Source organism: Roseivirga sp. UBA838 (assembly GCF_002296035.1).
GTDB lineage: Bacteria > Bacteroidota > Bacteroidia > Cytophagales > Cyclobacteriaceae > Roseivirga > Roseivirga thermotolerans.
This window is the reverse complement of the sequence record NZ_DBHC01000044.1, coordinates 1-16,581: the sequence shown is the minus strand read 5'-3', so window position 1 is coordinate 16,581 and position 16,581 is coordinate 1. Positions and strand designations below refer to the sequence as shown.

Annotated in this window: 17 protein-coding genes; 8 read left to right on the top strand and 9 right to left on the bottom strand. The window is 44.4% G+C overall.

Going from position 1 to position 16,581, the window contains the following annotated elements; all coding sequences use genetic code 11:
- Positions 1-30: 30 nt before the first annotated feature.
- Positions 31-2,250, bottom strand: coding sequence for a DUF5916 domain-containing protein (locus tag B3O12_RS16660; RefSeq protein WP_189629416.1), 2,220 nt, complete (start codon positions 2,248-2,250; stop codon positions 31-33).
- Positions 2,251-2,367: 117 nt separating this feature from the next.
- Between B3O12_RS16660 and B3O12_RS16655 the strand changes: the two genes are divergently transcribed.
- From B3O12_RS16655 to bioA, 4 genes are read left to right on the top strand one after another with little or no spacing between them, the layout of a single operon-like run.
- A complete protein-coding gene (locus B3O12_RS16655) occupies positions 2,368-2,601 on the top strand; it encodes a hypothetical protein (RefSeq protein WP_286757134.1) in 234 nt (77 codons plus the stop codon).
- Positions 2,602-2,637: 36 nt separating this feature from the next.
- On the top strand, positions 2,638-4,695 hold the full coding sequence (locus tag B3O12_RS16650; protein WP_189629418.1) for an ATP-binding protein: 2,058 nt from the start codon (positions 2,638-2,640) through the stop codon (positions 4,693-4,695).
- 9 nt (positions 4,696-4,704) lie between these two features.
- A complete protein-coding gene (gene bioD / locus B3O12_RS16645; protein WP_286757133.1) occupies positions 4,705-5,316 on the top strand; it encodes a dethiobiotin synthase in 612 nt (203 codons plus the stop codon).
- A complete protein-coding gene (gene bioA, locus B3O12_RS16640; protein WP_286757132.1) occupies positions 5,309-6,604 on the top strand; it encodes an adenosylmethionine--8-amino-7-oxononanoate transaminase in 1,296 nt (431 codons plus the stop codon). The genes bioD and bioA overlap by 8 nt, the downstream gene beginning before the upstream one ends.
- On the opposite strand, the gene B3O12_RS16635 is transcribed toward bioA, so the two are convergent.
- Together B3O12_RS16635 and B3O12_RS16630 are read right to left on the bottom strand one after the other, a co-directional pair.
- Positions 6,593-7,099, bottom strand: a complete 507-nt coding sequence (locus B3O12_RS16635) for a hypothetical protein (protein ID WP_286743174.1) — start codon at positions 7,097-7,099, stop codon at positions 6,593-6,595. The two genes, bioA and B3O12_RS16635, sit on opposite strands and share 12 nt — an antisense overlap.
- 62 nt (positions 7,100-7,161) lie before the next feature.
- Positions 7,162-8,109, bottom strand: coding sequence for an NAD-dependent epimerase/dehydratase family protein (locus tag B3O12_RS16630; protein WP_286757131.1), 948 nt, complete (start codon positions 8,107-8,109; stop codon positions 7,162-7,164).
- A 103-nt stretch (positions 8,110-8,212) separates the two neighbouring features.
- On the opposite strand from B3O12_RS16630, the gene B3O12_RS16625 reads away from it, so the two are divergent.
- The 3 genes from B3O12_RS16625 (at position 8,213) to B3O12_RS16615 (ending at position 10,898) form a co-directional block, all read left to right on the top strand.
- Positions 8,213-8,467: a hypothetical protein gene (locus B3O12_RS16625; RefSeq protein ID WP_308440962.1), complete on the top strand. Its 255-nt coding sequence runs from the start codon at positions 8,213-8,215 to the stop codon at positions 8,465-8,467.
- A 1-nt stretch (position 8,468) separates the two neighbouring features.
- Positions 8,469-9,662 (top strand): glycine C-acetyltransferase, encoded by a 1,194-nt coding sequence (gene kbl / locus B3O12_RS16620; protein ID WP_189629423.1) that lies wholly within the window; start codon positions 8,469-8,471, stop codon positions 9,660-9,662.
- Positions 9,663-9,767: 105 nt separating this feature from the next.
- On the top strand, positions 9,768-10,898 hold the full coding sequence (locus B3O12_RS16615; protein ID WP_286757130.1) for a DUF819 domain-containing protein: 1,131 nt from the start codon (positions 9,768-9,770) through the stop codon (positions 10,896-10,898).
- Between the two features lie 9 nt (positions 10,899-10,907).
- Here the strand turns inward: B3O12_RS16615 and B3O12_RS16610 are convergent, their stop codons facing one another.
- The 4 genes from B3O12_RS16610 to B3O12_RS16595 all read right to left on the bottom strand — a co-directional run bounded on the left by B3O12_RS16610 (position 10,908) and on the right by B3O12_RS16595 (position 13,710).
- Positions 10,908-11,714, bottom strand: a complete 807-nt coding sequence (locus B3O12_RS16610; protein WP_286757128.1) for an SUMF1/EgtB/PvdO family nonheme iron enzyme — start codon at positions 11,712-11,714, stop codon at positions 10,908-10,910.
- A gap of 53 nt (positions 11,715-11,767) precedes the next feature.
- Complete coding sequence (locus B3O12_RS16605; protein ID WP_189629426.1) at positions 11,768-12,145, bottom strand: VOC family protein; 378 nt, start codon at positions 12,143-12,145, stop codon at positions 11,768-11,770.
- An 87-nt stretch (positions 12,146-12,232) separates the two neighbouring features.
- Positions 12,233-12,766: a YfiT family bacillithiol transferase gene (locus B3O12_RS16600; RefSeq protein WP_286757127.1), complete on the bottom strand. Its 534-nt coding sequence runs from the start codon at positions 12,764-12,766 to the stop codon at positions 12,233-12,235.
- Between the two features lie 44 nt (positions 12,767-12,810).
- Positions 12,811-13,710, bottom strand: a complete 900-nt coding sequence (locus B3O12_RS16595) for an aldo/keto reductase (protein ID WP_286757126.1) — start codon at positions 13,708-13,710, stop codon at positions 12,811-12,813.
- 52 nt (positions 13,711-13,762) lie between these two features.
- On the opposite strand from B3O12_RS16595, the gene arsC reads away from it, so the two are divergent.
- Positions 13,763-14,104 carry an arsenate reductase (glutaredoxin) gene (arsC, locus tag B3O12_RS16590; RefSeq protein ID WP_286742833.1) on the top strand — a complete coding sequence of 114 codons (342 nt, stop codon included), beginning with the start codon at positions 13,763-13,765 and terminating at the stop codon, positions 14,102-14,104.
- Between the two features lie 69 nt (positions 14,105-14,173).
- On the opposite strand, the gene B3O12_RS16585 is transcribed toward arsC, so the two are convergent.
- A complete protein-coding gene (locus B3O12_RS16585; RefSeq protein ID WP_286742831.1) occupies positions 14,174-14,584 on the bottom strand; it encodes a response regulator in 411 nt (136 codons plus the stop codon).
- Between the two features lie 6 nt (positions 14,585-14,590).
- On the bottom strand, positions 14,591-16,192 hold the full coding sequence (locus tag B3O12_RS16580; protein ID WP_286757124.1) for a sensor histidine kinase: 1,602 nt from the start codon (positions 16,190-16,192) through the stop codon (positions 14,591-14,593).
- Between the last annotated feature and the right edge of the window lie 389 nt (positions 16,193-16,581).

The following is a 16,581-nucleotide window of genomic DNA, read 5'->3' as shown; positions in this document are numbered from 1 at the left end:
TTTCTAAGCCGGGCTTTGCCAAGCCGTACTCTATAAGTTGAGCCAATAGGTGACCTTAATAACCAATGCCCGGTTTTTATTTCTGAAATCGTCAGGGAAGTAATTATCGGTGTAGGCTATAAACACGTCAGAAACCGGCTTAAAGCGCCATTGAATTCTGGAGTTTATGTTCAGGTTATCGATCTGATTGTTGTATTGAATAAAGGTTGTCCAAAAAAGCTTTTTGGTAAAAGTAATATCGAACCTTGGGCCTATCAGAAACAGATCTGCACTACCGTAGGGTTCGGGTAGTCTAATACGGTTGTAGTTAAAATTCATGGTTACAAGCCCGTAAGGTAAAACCCGGTAATTAAGGTTTCCGCCAAGCCCTAGCCTGTTTCCATTATAGTAGCCTCCGGCATTGGCAAATACTGTCAGGTAAAATGGCTTTCGGGTATCTCCAGAAAAGAAGGCCTCCACATTGGTATACTCGTAGTCAGTATCGGCCGGTAACCTTTCATTATTATTTCGGGTGGGGTCAAAAGCTCTAAAAAGATAAATGTAGCTTCGATTTACAGAAAGTCTGATGTTGCTGGTGTTCAACATGGCCAGTTCCAGTCCTAATGAAACTTGCGAGTCTGTGGTGCCATTGGTGTCGTTGGTATAAACCTCTGTTTCAATACCGGGACTAATGCGTTGAATAGCTCCTGAGTTGGGATAGAAATTCTTTCGGAGACTCAGAGCGCCACGCTCATAGTTGTTTCGTCTGGCAAAGCCGACTTCCGGATTGTATCCGTTGCCCACCTTTTGAGCCAAACCTTCAATTTGCCAGTTAATGGTAGAATAGAGCAGGTTGGCCGAAGCTGCAAACGAGTTTTGTGAATCATCTTTTTCGAAAGTTCTGTGATAGAAGAATTTTCCGTTCAGTGAATTATCGGCCGATGCCAGATTGTAATCCAGGCCAACCACGCGATTGAACTGATTGAAGCTTGTGTTACTCTTATTGGCAAGGTCTTGTTTGTTCACAAAAATGAGCCCTACGTTAGAGCGATTAAAAACCTTGCGCTGAAGGGCCGTAACCGTATAATTAATCTGAGGAAGGTCAATGTCGTTGATAGCAGCAGCTTGCATATTGAGCACCCCCAGCCTCCAGTTATTGTTGAGCTTGCCACTTAGACGCGCACCAAAGTTTATCTTGTTTTGCACATTTACCCCAGTATTTTCATCGCGGCTTACACCTATTCTTCTGGAGAAAAAAGGCCTGAGTCCATCGGCACCAAACTCTGAAAATAAGTCAGCGTTTTCCAGAAAAAACTGTCTTCGCTCCGGAAAAAATATTTCGAACCTGTCCAGGTTGGTCACTTGCCGATCTACCTCTACCTGAGAAAAATCGGGGTTTACCGTTATATCCAGATTAAGTGCAGGGCCCAGAGCCACTTTTGCGTCAAATCCGGCATCAAAGCTCGATTCAGTACTTCGCGGTATTTGTTGCTGATCATCGCGGTTTAAATACCCTCCTTCCTTGATGGTGTTGCCCGATACATAAGGGATAACCGAAACATTGGCTCCCGGTTTTTTGGGGGCTTTATCCCAAACGAGTTTGCCTGTGTGAGCCAATGAATACAGGGCAAAATTACGCGGTACAGGGTTCCATATACTCCGCTCACCAGTGTGCGAGTCTATTCTGTATGAGTTGATGTTCCAAACCAGATTTCCTTCTTTGTACCGTATGCTTTTAAAGGGAATGGCCATCTCTACCATCCAATACCCCTCGTGTTGAGTAGCTTCACCATACCATTTGTTTTCCCAATCGAGCGAGAGGTTGCCCCGCTGGGCTCCACCATTCGAAACCAGCCCTTCACGTCTAACTCCAAAGGGGTTAATGCCAAACTGAAAGGCATTGGTCAAATCATCGAACGTATCGAAAGCAATGGTGAACATATCATTGCCTGCTCCACGAAAATCTCTTCTAAGGGAAGGGGTTACATAAGTGGCATCATCCGGAGCATACAGCTTGGCTCCTACATAAATAAAGCGGTCGTCATAGGTAAACATTAGCTCGGTTTGCGAAGATGCCCGACTGGTATCGGTAGGGAAATTCAGCCAATAGTCACTACCTTTTTCGGCCTGAGTCCAGCTGTCTTCATTGAGCAAACCATCTATTTTTATGGGGTCTATAGCCTCTTTTATGTGAATGGTTTTAGGTTCCTGCCCCAAGAGTATTTTTGAGAAAATGAGCAGTATAAATGTGGTAATTGCTAGTTTAGACATAGAAAAAATTAGCTCAACATTAAGACATGCCAACGAAAACTGAAAGTTAGTTTTCACGTTTCTGATGAGCGGCTTAACATTTTGTTTTTTGATTGTTTTACTTCGACCTTCACTTGCATGAGAGTAGTAAGAGAATTTTTAGATAAACCATGTAAAGTGACCGTGTTTTCGTGGAATGGTAAGTATATCATTAAACTGGAGCATGGCCCATTTGAGCAGACCTTTAAAGTGAGTGAGTTTGATATGTTGGAAGAAGAGATTGAAGGCTTGTTGAATGATGATTTTTTTAACGATGCAATGAATCGGTTCGATGCAATGGGCCGTTCATTAAAAAGTGCCTTGAATGCTTAATTTCGGCATCCATTGTAGTTTACACCTTAACCCAATATGATTTTTGCCCTAATCCTTTCAGGAGCAGTCATTATTGTTTTGGCCATACTTCTTTTTCGCCAAATCAGGGAGAAGAAGAAAATGATGATTGAGCGCAACCTGAATCAGAGACAAAAGGCTGCGCTTAAGCAATCGCTGGAGATGCTTATGGAGCATTCTTCAGACTTTTATTTTCGTTACAATCGGCAGGGGTATGTCAACTACGCTTCCAGCAATGTGGAGCGTCTGTTAGGTTATGCCAAAAGCGATGGCGATGTGCATTTCAAAGACCTGATCACCGATAATCCCATTAATCAAACTGTTTTCAGGCATATCGATGACTTATTCAAGCTCAACTTCGACATTATAAAGCCCTACTTTCTGGAGATCTACGACAATTATGGAGATCGGCACATGCTTGAAATTTTTGAAACTCCTCATATCGATGATCATGGCAATGTAAGCTATGTAAACGCTATTGCGCGAGACCTCACGGGCATGTATAAGGCCGAAATGGAGCTTAAGGAAAGCGAAAGACAACAATCGCTAATTCTCGATGCCATTCCCGATCCCATGTTCATGATTGACAGAGAGCTGCGCTACATGGATTATAAAATTGGCAATGAGGAAGATTTGTGGTACAGGCCCAGTGAGTTTTTGGGTAAACGCATTCGCGATGTAATTCCCAGTCCGCTCAATTATGCTTTTGAAGAAGCCTGCCAGAAAGCTTTTGACTCCGGGAAATTACAAACCCTTGAATACGATTTTGGCGAAGGCGAATCGCAGCGTTTTTTCGAAGGCCGGGTCATTAAACTCAATGAGAGCCGTCTACTGGTTATTTCGCGCGATATATCTTCTAGCAAAAGGCTGGAGAAAGAGCTCCGAAAGGCTAAAGAGGCTGCAGAATCGGCCGCTCAGGCAAAGAGTAACTTTTTGGCTACCATGAGCCACGAAATCCGAACCCCCATGAATGGGGTGGTAGGGATGATAAGCCTGCTTTCGGAAACTGAAATGAGCGAAGAGCAAAAAGAGTATGTGGAAACCATACAGGCTAGCAGCGATACCCTGCTTAGAATTATCAACGATATTCTGGACTATTCCAGAATAGAATCGGGTAAGCTGGCTTTTGAAGAAAACCTGTTTTACCTCAAAAAAGTGATTGATGATTCCATAGGGTTGGTAAGGTTCGAAGCCAGAAAAAAAGGGATAATTATCAACTCCATGGTCGATGAGAGCGTGCCTAATTTCATCAGAACAGACAGAGGCAGGTTGCGTCAGATTTTGCTAAACCTGCTATCCAATGCGGTAAAGTTCACAGAGCACGGTTCCATCATTCTTTCGGTTCAGGCACTGGAAACGACCGAGAGGCATGTAGAGCTTCTGTTTAAGGTGAAGGATACAGGTATTGGTATTCCGCAAAACAAATTGAACAACCTCTTCAAAGAGTTTACACAGGTCGATTCTTCACATTCCCGCAAATTTGGAGGAACAGGCCTAGGTTTGGCCATAGTCAAGCGTTTGGTAAAAATGCTTCATGGTAAAGTTACTGTGGAGAGCGAAGTGGGAGTAGGTACTACCTTTTCTTTTTCCATCAGGGCCAAGTTGGCCGGTAAGGTTTCGGCCAAAGAGCAAATGGAAAACCCCGATGTGAAAATGGTTGAATCTACCGAAGAGTATATTGCTGAAGATTACCCATTACAAATTCTGCTGGCCGAAGATAATGCCATAAACCGTAAGCTCTCCATGCTGTTTATGGAGCGTATGGGCTATATACCCGATGTGGCTACCGATGGCCTGGAGGTAATCAAAAAAGTAAAGGAGAAAAAATACGACCTGATTCTCCTGGATATAGCCATGCCTAAAATGGATGGTTATCAGGTGGTTGAGATAATCAACAATCTGGACGAAGAGCAAAGACCTCTAATCATAGGAGTTTCGGCCAACGCTTTTAAAGGAGATATTGAGCGTGCTTTGGCAGCCGGTATGACCGCCTACCTGGTTAAACCCATTAAATTCAACGATCTCAGAGAAAAACTCATTGAAGGTTACAAGGTGATTCAAGAGGCAAAAGCTTAATTTTGCCGCATGAATTATTTCGTCACGGCCATTGGTACCGACAGTGGTAAGACATTGGTGTCGGCCATTCTGACCGAAGCCTTGAAAGCCGACTACTGGAAGCCTATACAGGCCGGATTACCTGCAGATACAGACCGGGTGAAGGAGTTAGTGAAGAATAACAAAAGCCGGTTTCATCAGGAGACCTTTCAATTAAAAACTCCGGCATCGCCTCATGCGGCAGCCCGGTTCGAACATTTGGAAATTGAACTGACGGACTTTATGCTACCAGCCGTAAATAACCGACTGGTGGTGGAAGGAGCGGGAGGAGTATTGGTACCCATTAATCAGCAAAATTTTGTAATTGAGTTGGCCAGGCAGTTAGATCTGGAAATAATTTTGGTGGCCAATCTCTATCTAGGGAGCATCAACCATACCTTGCTTACGGCCGATTTTCTGAAAAGGAATAACTACAAAGTGAAGGGCTTAATTTTTAATGGAGAGAGCAACCCTGAAAGTGAGCAAATTATAGAAAAACACACCGGCTGGCCGGTGTTGCTTCGCCTGCCAAAGTTGGGCTTAATTAATGAAGAAACGGTAAGCTATTGGGCCGAACAACTGAAGATGAATTGGTATGAATGATTGGCTAAGCAGAGATAGAGAGAGCATATGGCACCCGTTTACACCCCTCAAGGGTATGACCCGCCCGGAGATGTTGGAAAAGGCCGAAGGTGTTTACTTATACACCCATGAGGGTAAAAAGATTATGGATGTGATATCGTCATGGTGGGTCAATTTGCATGGTCATAGCCATCCATACCTGGCAAAAGCCATTGCCCGACAGGCAGAGCAGTTGGAGCATGTAATTTTTGCCGGGTTTACCCATGAACCTGCCATTCGGTTGGCTGAGCGTTTGTTGGATATACTGCCTCAAAATCAGTCGAAAATCTTCTTCTCAGACAATGGAAGCACAGCCACAGAAGTGGGCATTAAAATGGCCTTTCAGTTTTTCTACAATCAGGGAATTGAAAAGAAGAAAATAATAGCCATAGATGGTGCCTACCATGGCGATACCTTCGGGGCAATGTCAGTAGGAGACAGGGGCGCCTTTACAGCTCCTTTCGATCCATATTTGTTCGATGTGGAGTTTATTGACTTTCCGGACCAACACAGTGAAGACCAAGTGTTGCAACAGTTTGAATTGTTGGTGGCTGGGGGAGAGGTGGCTGCTTTTATCTTCGAACCTTTGGTACAGGGAGCTTCAGGCATGCGCTTCTACAGCGAGCGGTGGTTGAATAGCGCCATGGAAATAGCACAGCGCCATGGGGTGGTGTGTATTGCCGATGAGGTAATGACAGGATTCGGCCGATTGGGGAGCTTGTTTGCGGCCGATCGTTTGCAGCACAAGCCTGATATCATATGCCTGTCTAAAGGACTGACCGGTGGAGTATTGCCCATGGGAGTAACCTCTTGTACCCAGGCCATTCAGGAGGCCTACAAGAGCGATGATCTGATGAAAACGTTTTTTCATGGGCACTCTTTTACGGGCAACCCAATAATTTGTGCGGTAGCCAACGCTTCGCTAGACTTGCTCTTAACTCCGGAGTGTGAAGCCAACCGCCAACGAATAGCCCAAAAGCATCAGGAGTTTATGCACCGAATTAAGGGGCACAGCATGGTAAGAAATGCCCGAACGATAGGCACCATTCTGGCCTTCGACTTAAACACAGAAAGAGACAGCTCTTATTTTAATGAGGCGAGACATCACCTTTATCCTTACTTTATAGAAAAGGGTTTACTCATCAGACCGTTAGGCAATGTTATTTACCTTATTCCTCCATACATTATTACCAACGATGAGCTGGATAGGGTATATGAAACTATTGCTGAGTTTCTGGAGCTATACCCCACGTTGAAATCAAGGATTTGAGTTGTCTATAATTCCTTTTACATAGATGCCGTCATCTTCCAAAAAGTATTCCTCTTCTGTATAGTTGCCGGAAACAGCGGTCATTTTAAAGGAAAGGTGCCAGCTTCCGTTGTTGCGCTTTTTGCCCGTAACCTCTACCGAATTAAAACGGAAAGCTTCAAAACCACAGTAGCAGGAGCGAGTATAATAAACTTCAATGTCTGAGCCTTCGCCAATATCGTTGGTATCGAATTCAAACGCTGTTAAATTTTTTGGTACCTCTACCCAAAAAACTTCGGCCACCTCATCATCAGCAATATCCGGATCATCGGGGTGAACAATTACAAACCTGAAAACTATTTTGTTGCCGGGAGTCCAGTTTACATACATACCCACATTTTCTTCAGGAGGGCTCACTTCCGATTGCTCATAAAAATAGCGAGTTACGCTTCCCGGATTTTCACTATTACAGGCTGCCAAAAGCAAAACAGAGAGTAGACCAAACAGCTTCTTCATGGCTTTCTTTTTTTGTTTGTTGACACCCTTTGAAGCTTTTGGGTTGTAAAGCAAGCAAACATTTAATGGCCGAAGTAGCTCGGCAGGTTGTCTAAAATGTCTTTAGACATTTCGTCTATGTTAAAGTCAGGTTTCCAGTTCCAGTCTGCTCTTGCCGCAGAGTCGTCAATGCTATTGGGCCATGAGTCGGCAATTTTCTGACGAAAATCAGGAGCATATTGAATGGCAAATTCAGGAATAAACTTGCGAATAGAATCTGCCAATTGAGCAGGAGTAAATGAAAAGGCCGAAACGTTATAGCTCGATCTTACTTTTACCTGCTCTGCCGGTGCTTCCATAAGGCCTATGGTAGCTTTAATGGCATCGGGCATATACATCATGGGCAATGCGGTGTTTTCAGACAAGAAACATTTGAATGTTTCGCCAGCCAACGCCTTATGGTAAATGTCTACCGCATAGTCGGTTGTACCACCACCGGGCAAAGACTTGTAGCCAATGAGTCCGGGGTATCGCAACGACCGAACATCTACTCCATATTTCTGGAAATAATACTCGCACCAACGCTCACCGGCTTGCTTGCTAATTCCATACACCGTATTGGGATCCATTACGGTATGTTGGGGAGTCATGTCTACCGGGGTAGAAGGTCCAAAAACAGCAATTGAACTTGGCCAGTACACTTTCTTTAGGCCCTTCTCTTTGGCCAGATCAAGTACATTCAACAGGCCGGTCATATTCAGGTTCCAGGCCCACTGTGGGTTTTCTTCGCCTTTGGCACTGAGTATGGCGGCCAGATGATACACCTGCGTAATCTGGTGTTTGTCAGTAATTTCGCCCAGTTGCTGGGCATTCATTACGTCTAGTTTTTCGAAAGGAAGATGTTTTATGGATGCGCTTGGAGAAGAAATGTCTGAAGCCACCACATTGTTTTCACCAAACATTTCGGCCAACGTCAACGTGAGTTCTGAACCTAATTGCCCGCTGGCACCTATCACCAATACTTTATCCATTTCTATTTTTCGTTTGCGCTGCAATATTAATTAATAGGTATAAGATGCAAAACGTTTGCATGACCAAAGGTGATTGGAATCTGCTGTGTATATTTGGCCAACCATGGAACATCCGGATTTTAAAACCTACCTGAAACAGAAAAAGATAGACCCTAAATCTTTTGCTTCTGCCGAAATGGAAAGGTTTATGGAGCTCAAGAAAGTGTTCGATCTGGTACATCCTAATAGTTTCACGGCACAAAAATTATTTCTTATCAATGCCATAAGAAGAAAATATCCTTTGCAGGAGGAGCAGGAAGTTGCCGTAGCCAGAAAGCCCATGGCCAAACCAAAGATTGTAAAACCTAAAACGAATTAATATGTACAACACCCTCAAACCTAAGCTCGAGGCAGAGCTGGAATCGATAAAGGAAGCAGGACTGTTCAAGAAAGAAAGAATTATTGTTACCCCTCAGGCGGCCGACATAAAAACGGCCGATGGTCGGGAGGTGATTAACTTCTGTGCTAACAACTACCTGGGGCTTTCTTCTCACCCCAAAGTGGTTGAAGCCGCCAAAAAAGCCATCGACACCCATGGGTTCGGAATGTCATCGGTGCGTTTTATCTGTGGTACTCAAGACATTCACAAGGAGTTGGAGAAAAAGATATCTGAGTTTTTGGGTACTGAGGATACTATCCTTTACGCTGCCGCTTTCGATGCTAATGGTGGTGTGTTCGAGCCTCTGCTGGGGCCTGAAGATGCCATTATCTCGGATGCTCTAAACCATGCTTCGATTATAGATGGTGTGAGGTTGTGTAAGGCAATGCGTTTCCGCTATCAGCACAACGATATGGCCGACCTGGAAAAGCAACTACAACAGGCCAAAGATCAGGGAGCCAAAGAAATGGTTATTGTAACCGATGGGGTGTTCTCTATGGACGGTACCATTGCGCAATTGGATAAAATTTGTGATTTGGCCGATAAATATGGGGCGTTGGTAATGACAGACGAGTGTCACTCTACCGGATTTATGGGAAAAACAGGTCGTGGAGTTCACGAATATAGAAACTGCATGGATCGGGTAGATATTATTACCGGTACGTTAGGTAAAGCTCTTGGCGGTGCCAGTGGCGGTTTTACTTCCGGAAAGAAGGAGATCATTGAAATTCTAAGACAGCGATCGCGCCCTTATTTGTTTTCTAATACCTTGGCACCTTCTATAGTGGGGGCTTCAATAGCCGTATTCGATATGCTCTCAGAGACTACCGAGCTCAGAGACAAGCTGGAAGAAAACACTAAGTATTTCAGAGAGAAAATGACGGCTGCCGGTTTCGATATAAAGCCGGGCGAACACGCCATTGTTCCGGTAATGCTCTACGATGCTCCCCTGGCTCAGAAAATGGCCGATGCACTGCTAGAAAAAGGTATTTATGTGATAGGCTTCTTCTATCCGGTTGTGCCTAAAGGACAAGCGCGTATTAGGGTTCAGGTTTCTGCAGGGCATGAACGACACCATTTGGACAAAGCCATAGCAGCCTTTACGGAGGTAGGAAAGGAGCTTGGAGTAATTTAAGAGACTAAAACATTATAGTCTGGCAAAGCTTAACTGCCCGGAGGTACCCAGTATCACCGGGCAGTCTTTTTTAAGGCGTTTCTGAAGAAATAGCTATTTTATGAAATGATTCAGAACCCCCTCTACATACTCACCGTGCTGTGTGGTTTGATTTTTATCAGTGAATGGCTCACTAAAAATACCTTCTTAAAACACCTTAGCGGTCCGTTGCTGGTTATTATTCTGGGAGCATTGCTGGCCAATCTGGGGCTTATTCCTTCGGCTTCTAATGCAAGTCCGGTGTACGATTCTATTTTTAAGTACGTGGCTCCTGCCAGTATTTTTTACCTGTTACTGGGGGTAAACCTAAAGGAACTAAAGAAAGCAGGCTTGCCCATGCTGTTGGCTTTTGTGCTGGGTGCGGCAGGAACTACCCTGGGAGTATTGGTTTCTCTCAACCTTATAGATTATCAGGAGGTTTTTGGGAAGAATTATGCCGCTATTGCGGGAATGATGACCGGGACATATACCGGAGGGAGTGCCAACTTCAATGCAGTAGCTCTGCACTATGATGTGGTAAGGGAAGGAGCTATATATACCGGTATTGTGGTAGCCGATAATATTGTAACCGCCCTCTGGATGCTCGTAACCCTTAGTTTGCCGGCCCTAATGGCTCGGTGGAAACCACATAAACCCTTGCAAATGAATTTGAGGGGAGATATAGATCAGTATACTGAGCGAGAACATGTGGGGCCACTACGGCTCGGTTTAATGCTTTTTATTGGCCTGGCGGCTATGTTGCTGTCCAACCGGTTGGCCGAGCTCTCCGGTGTGCCATCTGTGTTAGTACTTACTACAATAGCCCTCGTCTTGGCCCAACTAAAAGTCATTCAGCAGATTCCCGGAGCAAAGTTACTGGGAATGTTTGCCGTATATCTTTTTCTGGTTGTTGTAGGGGCTTTTTGCGAACTCACCGCATTGGTGCAAGTAGGAGAGCATGCTGTCAGTATTTTGTTGTTTACGGTGGTCATTGTTCTGGTGCATGGCCTCTTTCTAATACTCATGGGGTTAGTGCTTAGAACAGATTGGTGCGTAATAGCCATAGCTTCACAAGCCAATATTGGTGGTGCCAGTACAGCCCTGGCTCTGGCTAAGAGCTTTAAGCGAAACGATTTGCTGCTACCGGCTATCTTAGCGGGATCCCTGGGCACAGGGCTGGGTACTTATTTGGGCTTTTTAGTGGCAGGGCTGGTTTAAAACCGGTGGTTACTCTATAATCTCAAATATCATTCGAATGCCAACAGCTGTGGAGGGACCTTCGTAGGTAAACGACCGGGTAAAGATTTTGCCGGTGTTGGGGTCGCTCCAACTGCCTCCCATAGCTACTCCTTTTGTAGAAGTCATCTCAGCCACATTGCCAAACACATTGAAAAAACCAATGTCTTCGGCCGATTGATGATACACCGGTTTCAGATGTTTGCTGGAATTCATTAGATCACTTTTAGAAAGCTTAAAAGAAGACTCATTGGTTTTGGCAATTTTGGCTAACTGTTTGAGCATTCGTTTGTCCTGAATTAGAAAGCGAATTCGTGCCCATTCATTTTCGGTGGGTAGCCTGAACTTAAACTTCTTTGGAAAAGCCTCTCGCTCATTTTTGCTCAGTTCATTCAGGTATTTTTCCATAGCCTCAGTACGCCATTCTGCAAAACTAACCGCTTGTTCAAAGCTAATGCCCATTATGGGCATTAGAGCCAGGTCGTCTGAAGCAATGAATTTATTTTTGAGTTCTTCGGCCGTGGTACCTTCAAAAACCGTGGTCCAGAGTTCATAGTCGGGTTCTGCGGCCATAAACTCATCGCTGTCCCTGCCATAGGTCTCGGCTATTGAGGCCATATAGTCTTTGTACACAAACGCGGGTACCTCAGAAATATCGATGCACAGTCTGGAATTAATAGGTAATGTGTTAGAAGCGCAGAGATATTCAGTGTCTTGCTTACCACAGTTATAGCAGTTGTTGTCGGGGGGCTTAAAAAATACCAGAAAAGGCAGTAGCCAAAGAATATAAGCTTTCATGAACAGGATTTAAACAACTGTTGAATTTATGCTATTCAGTTAATAATAGAAAATCACTGTTCTTCATGCTCAAAAAGGGCGAAGACTGCCCCAGCCGGATCTTTAATGAAACAGTATTTACCGTATCCGGGCATATGCTTTACTTCTGTAAGCAATTGGCCACCATTAGAGGCAACCGCTTTAGTGCTTTCATCTATATTTTCTACATTGATGTAGAGCATCCATTGCGATGGAATATGCGCATTTGGGCCTTTTTTATGACATATGCCTGTTTTAGGTTCACCATCCAGCGTCATGTTATAATCGTTATAGTCGCCCATCGATACGGGCTGCGGCTCCCAACCTACTACCTTAGCATAAAAATCTTTTACTTCTTCGGCATTTTCTACTGTAAGGTCGAACCAGCCTATGTGTCCGGCTTTTTTATTCATGGTTTTTTCTTTTCAAGTTAACCATCTTTAACCCGGTACAGATCATACTTTGGTATGAATTTGTGAGTGAGGTGTCTGATCTAATGACTACCAGCCCATTCTTTCTTTTAGCCGTAGTATGTGATGCAGGTGATGTTCGCTATGCCAGGCGTAGAGGCCTATAACTTCCTTTAATACATTGATTTTTCCTGTTTCCGGATGAACAAAGGTTTTTTCTAACTCTTCAGGGCTCAAAGCTCGCAGCAATATAGCCCACCGTTTGTGCAGGTTTTCCAGCAATTGCAGCGAGATACTTACTGGCACCTTTTTCTGATAGCTGAGTGCGGCCCAGCTTTTTTCGTCATAGGCCTTAATGGTAGGGTTAGGTTCGGTGAGGGCCCAGTGAAACCGGATGTACGAATTCATATGGCTGTCGGCCACATGGTGTACAACCTGGCGTACCGTCCAGCCATCCGCACGGTAGGGTGTGTCGAGTTGAGCGTCTGTCATACCGGCCACCGCCTGCTCATACCATTGAGGAGTCTCCTCAATGGTGGCTATCCAGGTGTTTATGATAGCCGTGTCAATTCTGGTGGGTGGGCTAAATCGGCCAATAGGGTAGCTCAGCTGTTCGTTGTTCATGTGTAGGTTACTTTAAGTGTAAAAGTAGATTGACCAAGCCCTGGTTAGGGTACATTTTCTCCCCGCGAGGCTACCCAAATTTCAAACCATTCTTGTCGGCTTAGTTTTATGTGTTGTGCCTCTGTAGCAGCCTTTATTCTATCGAGGTTGCCCGAGCCAATTACCGGTAATATACCTACCGGATGAGCCAGCAACCAGGCAAACATGATACGGTCAATGGTAGTGTCGTGCCGATCGCTAATTTTATGCAATACGTTTTTTAACGTGAGCATTCGGTGTGTTTGAGCATTAAAGATACTGCCACCCCCAAGAGGCGACCAGGCCATTGGGTGCAGTCCAATTTCCTGGCAGAAATCGATGGTGCCGTTGTCGAATTCATGCAGCGAAACGCACGAAATTTCTATCTGATTGGTAACTAAAGGAAAGTCTAAGGCCGCTTGCAGGGCTTTGAATTGCTGTGGCAGAAAGTTGCTTACCCCAAAAGCTTTTACCTTGCCTTCGGTCTTTAGTTTGTCAAAAGCTTTAGCTACTTCTTGCGGATTTATGAAGGGATCGGGTCTGTGAATAAGCAGTAGGTCTATGGCTTCTACACCTAACTGACGCAGTGAGTTTTCTGCAGACCCTACAATGTGCTCAAAGCTGGTGTCGTAATGTTTGATGTAATGTTCGGGTCGCTGCGCAGAGAGAAGCTTTATGCCGCACTTGGTTACTATTTTTATTTTTTCCTTTAGGTCATTTCGGTTTTTCAAAGCATCGCCAAAAAGCTTTTCGCAGCCATAGTCGCCATAAATATCGGCATGGTCGAAGGTGTCGATGCCCAATTCAAGGCAACCTTCAACCAACTGCTGTATTTGTTCATTGGTGTAGTTCCATTCGGCAAGCCGCCAGACACCATGAACAAACTTTGAAAGACTTACTTCATCATTTAACTTGATTTGCTCCATCAATAATCTTTAGTTTTAGGCCATTGAACGCCAATATTAAACCAGAAAAGTCATGTTAAAAATTTTCCACAACCCAAGATGTACAAAAAGTAGAGAAACACTAAAAATCATTGAAGAAAGTGGCGAAATGGTAGAGGTGGTGGAATACTTAAAAACAGTACCTTCTGAAGAAGAGCTTACTGATTTAGTTAAGCTTTTGGGCATTTCGCCCGAAGAATTGGTGCGCAAAGGTGAGGCCATTTATAAAGAGGAGTTTAAAGGGAAATTGCTCTCTGATGAGGAGTGGATAAAGGCCATGGTAATGCACCCTAAGCTGATAGAGCGGCCAATTGTGGTTAAAGGCAACAAAGCGATTATTGGCCGCCCTCCGGAAAAGGTTAAAGAACTGATCTAACAAAAAATAACGACCTTCAGCCGATAACTCCACAGAATTACCGGCTGAAGAAGCCTTGGTACTCGGTACTTATTGTGCTGAGTTGCCGAAGTGCCTGTCTATTAGTTCAGCAAGCATTCCCTTGGTTAGTGGTTTGTTCATGAAATCATGAATAACTCCCATTTTAGTAGCCATCTCCCGGTCGTGCGGGTTGAGCGAGGTGGTGAGCATGACCACAACCATTCCGCCTTTCTGGTCTTCATCGAGCTTTTCATATTCCTCTAAAAATTCCCATCCGTCCATTACCGGCATGTTGATGTCCAGAAAGATAAGTTCCGGTTGCGGTTGCTTTCCGGCCCTCTCCTTGAGGTAATCAATGGCTTCCTGACCATTGTGAGCCTCTACCACCTCTTTTGCACAATCTATCTGGCTAATAACCATTTTGTGCACAAAGTTGGTGGCTTCATCATCATCAATCAGCATGATACAGTCTAGTTTCATACAGTCTTATTTTGGTATAGTAAAGTGAAAGGTACTCCCGGCATTTTCTGCGGATTCAACCCAAATCTCGCCTCCATGCTGGTCGATTATTTTTTTGCAGTGGGCCAGGCCAACTCCCGTGCCTTCATATTCTTTTTTATTATGAAGCCTCTGAAATATTCTGAATATTTTTTCCTGATGCTTTTCGGCAATACCAATGCCATTGTCGGCTACGGAAAACAGCCATTTGCCTCGCTTTTCCTGATAGCTGATTAATATTTCGGGCTTTTGGTCTTTCTTTCTAAACTTAATGGCATTGCTGATTAAGTTCTGGAAAAGAAGTCTTAATTCGGTTTCATGAGCGTGTACTTTAGGTAGTTCGGTTACCGTAATAGATGCCTTATGCTCCTTTATTTTGGAGTCCAGATCTTCCTGAATAGACTTCAGCAGCAGGTTACAATCTACCATGCTCAGGTCTTTGTCCTTGCCTATATAGTTATACACCATAAGGTCGCGAACCAGAGCACTCATGCGCTGGCTGGATTGCATAATGTATTTGAGTAGCTGCTGTGCTTCCGGGTCGAGCTTATCGCGGTATTGCTGATCGAAAATGTCGCACATGCTCATAAGTGTGCGCAAAGGCTCCTGCAAATCGTGAGAGGTCACGTAGGCTATTTGGCTAAGCTCACGGTTTTTATTTTCAAGAGAGTGGTGTGCCTTCTTTATTTCCAACAATTGCAGGCGCTGCTCCTTGTAGGTGGTAAAGTAGTCTATGGTTATCCCGATAAACGGTACTATGTAGGAAACGGTCTTCAAGAAGTGGCCCGCATTAAAGTGAGCATCGAACAGTTCGGACGAACCAAAAGCCATGTGCAACTGGGTGGCTATGGCCGGCACCATACTCCAGAGTAGCGCGTGGCTAAAAATACTTTTCTCTTTTTTTCGAAATTTAGGTATTGCCCAAGCGGCCAGTACCACAAACAGGGTCAGAGGAAAAACATCGTAAGGCCTGGTAATAAGCTGATCGGGAAATTGAGTTTCCGGAAGGTTGGTGCTTACTGCACAAACGCGAATGAGCAGGTATGATACCGCCAGAAAAATAAGGCTGGTAGAAAGTACAAAGCTGTCTTTTGTTCTCTTACTTTTCTGCTTGTCCAGTCCCAGAAGGAATATGCCAACTCCCGCAAAGAGAATGAGAGCTTTGAACACTCGAGAGAGTGCCCAGCTAAAGGGGATAAAGTTGGAATTATCGGCTACGGAATGGATGATTTTGGAGGCTGATAGGGCATGAAAGGCATCCATAAAACCTGCACAAAGCAGGGCAATGCCAATAATGGCTGTGGCCGAATTTCCCGTAATACGGTATTGTACAAAGGCCAGTATGGCTGTAGCCATGGCTATTACTACGGCAGACCATTCCAGAATTAAGTGAAGAAAAGCCCCAATTAGATAAGAGACCACGGAATCGAGCTGTTCAGCCCCAGACATTCTACCGAACTCATCGGCATTTAGAGGTGTGCGTTGCCAGCCAAAATCTGCTCCTGCCAACATGAATAAATAGGGCAAAGCACTGATAATGACAGTGCTGTATATGATTCCCTTGGTGAGTTTGTTCTTGTTACTTTCCATGCCTTCCCTTTGAAAAATGTAAACTTAGATTGCTACCGCAACCTTCTTAAACCATAGCCAATAGGACTTTCCAAAGGCTACAACCAATATTTTGACTAATCACACAAACGAACCGATGCTAATAGGTTGAGTATCTAAGGGATACGGTTCGAAACACTCAAAAACACTTGACTCTCGTAAGAGGTTTGTGAAATGAATATAAGAAATGAATCGGATTTTTTCTGTGGTGGGTGGTAAAGCTGCGGGGTTAAGCGGGTGTTATATAAGCTGTGAGGTGGCTGTGGAGGGCAACTTATAGACTAAAAATGAATGAGTTGCCGGCTACCGGTTTGTGGCCCAACAACTCTAAAAAAAATAGGGTTACCTATTTAACCTGAGTTCGATGTAAG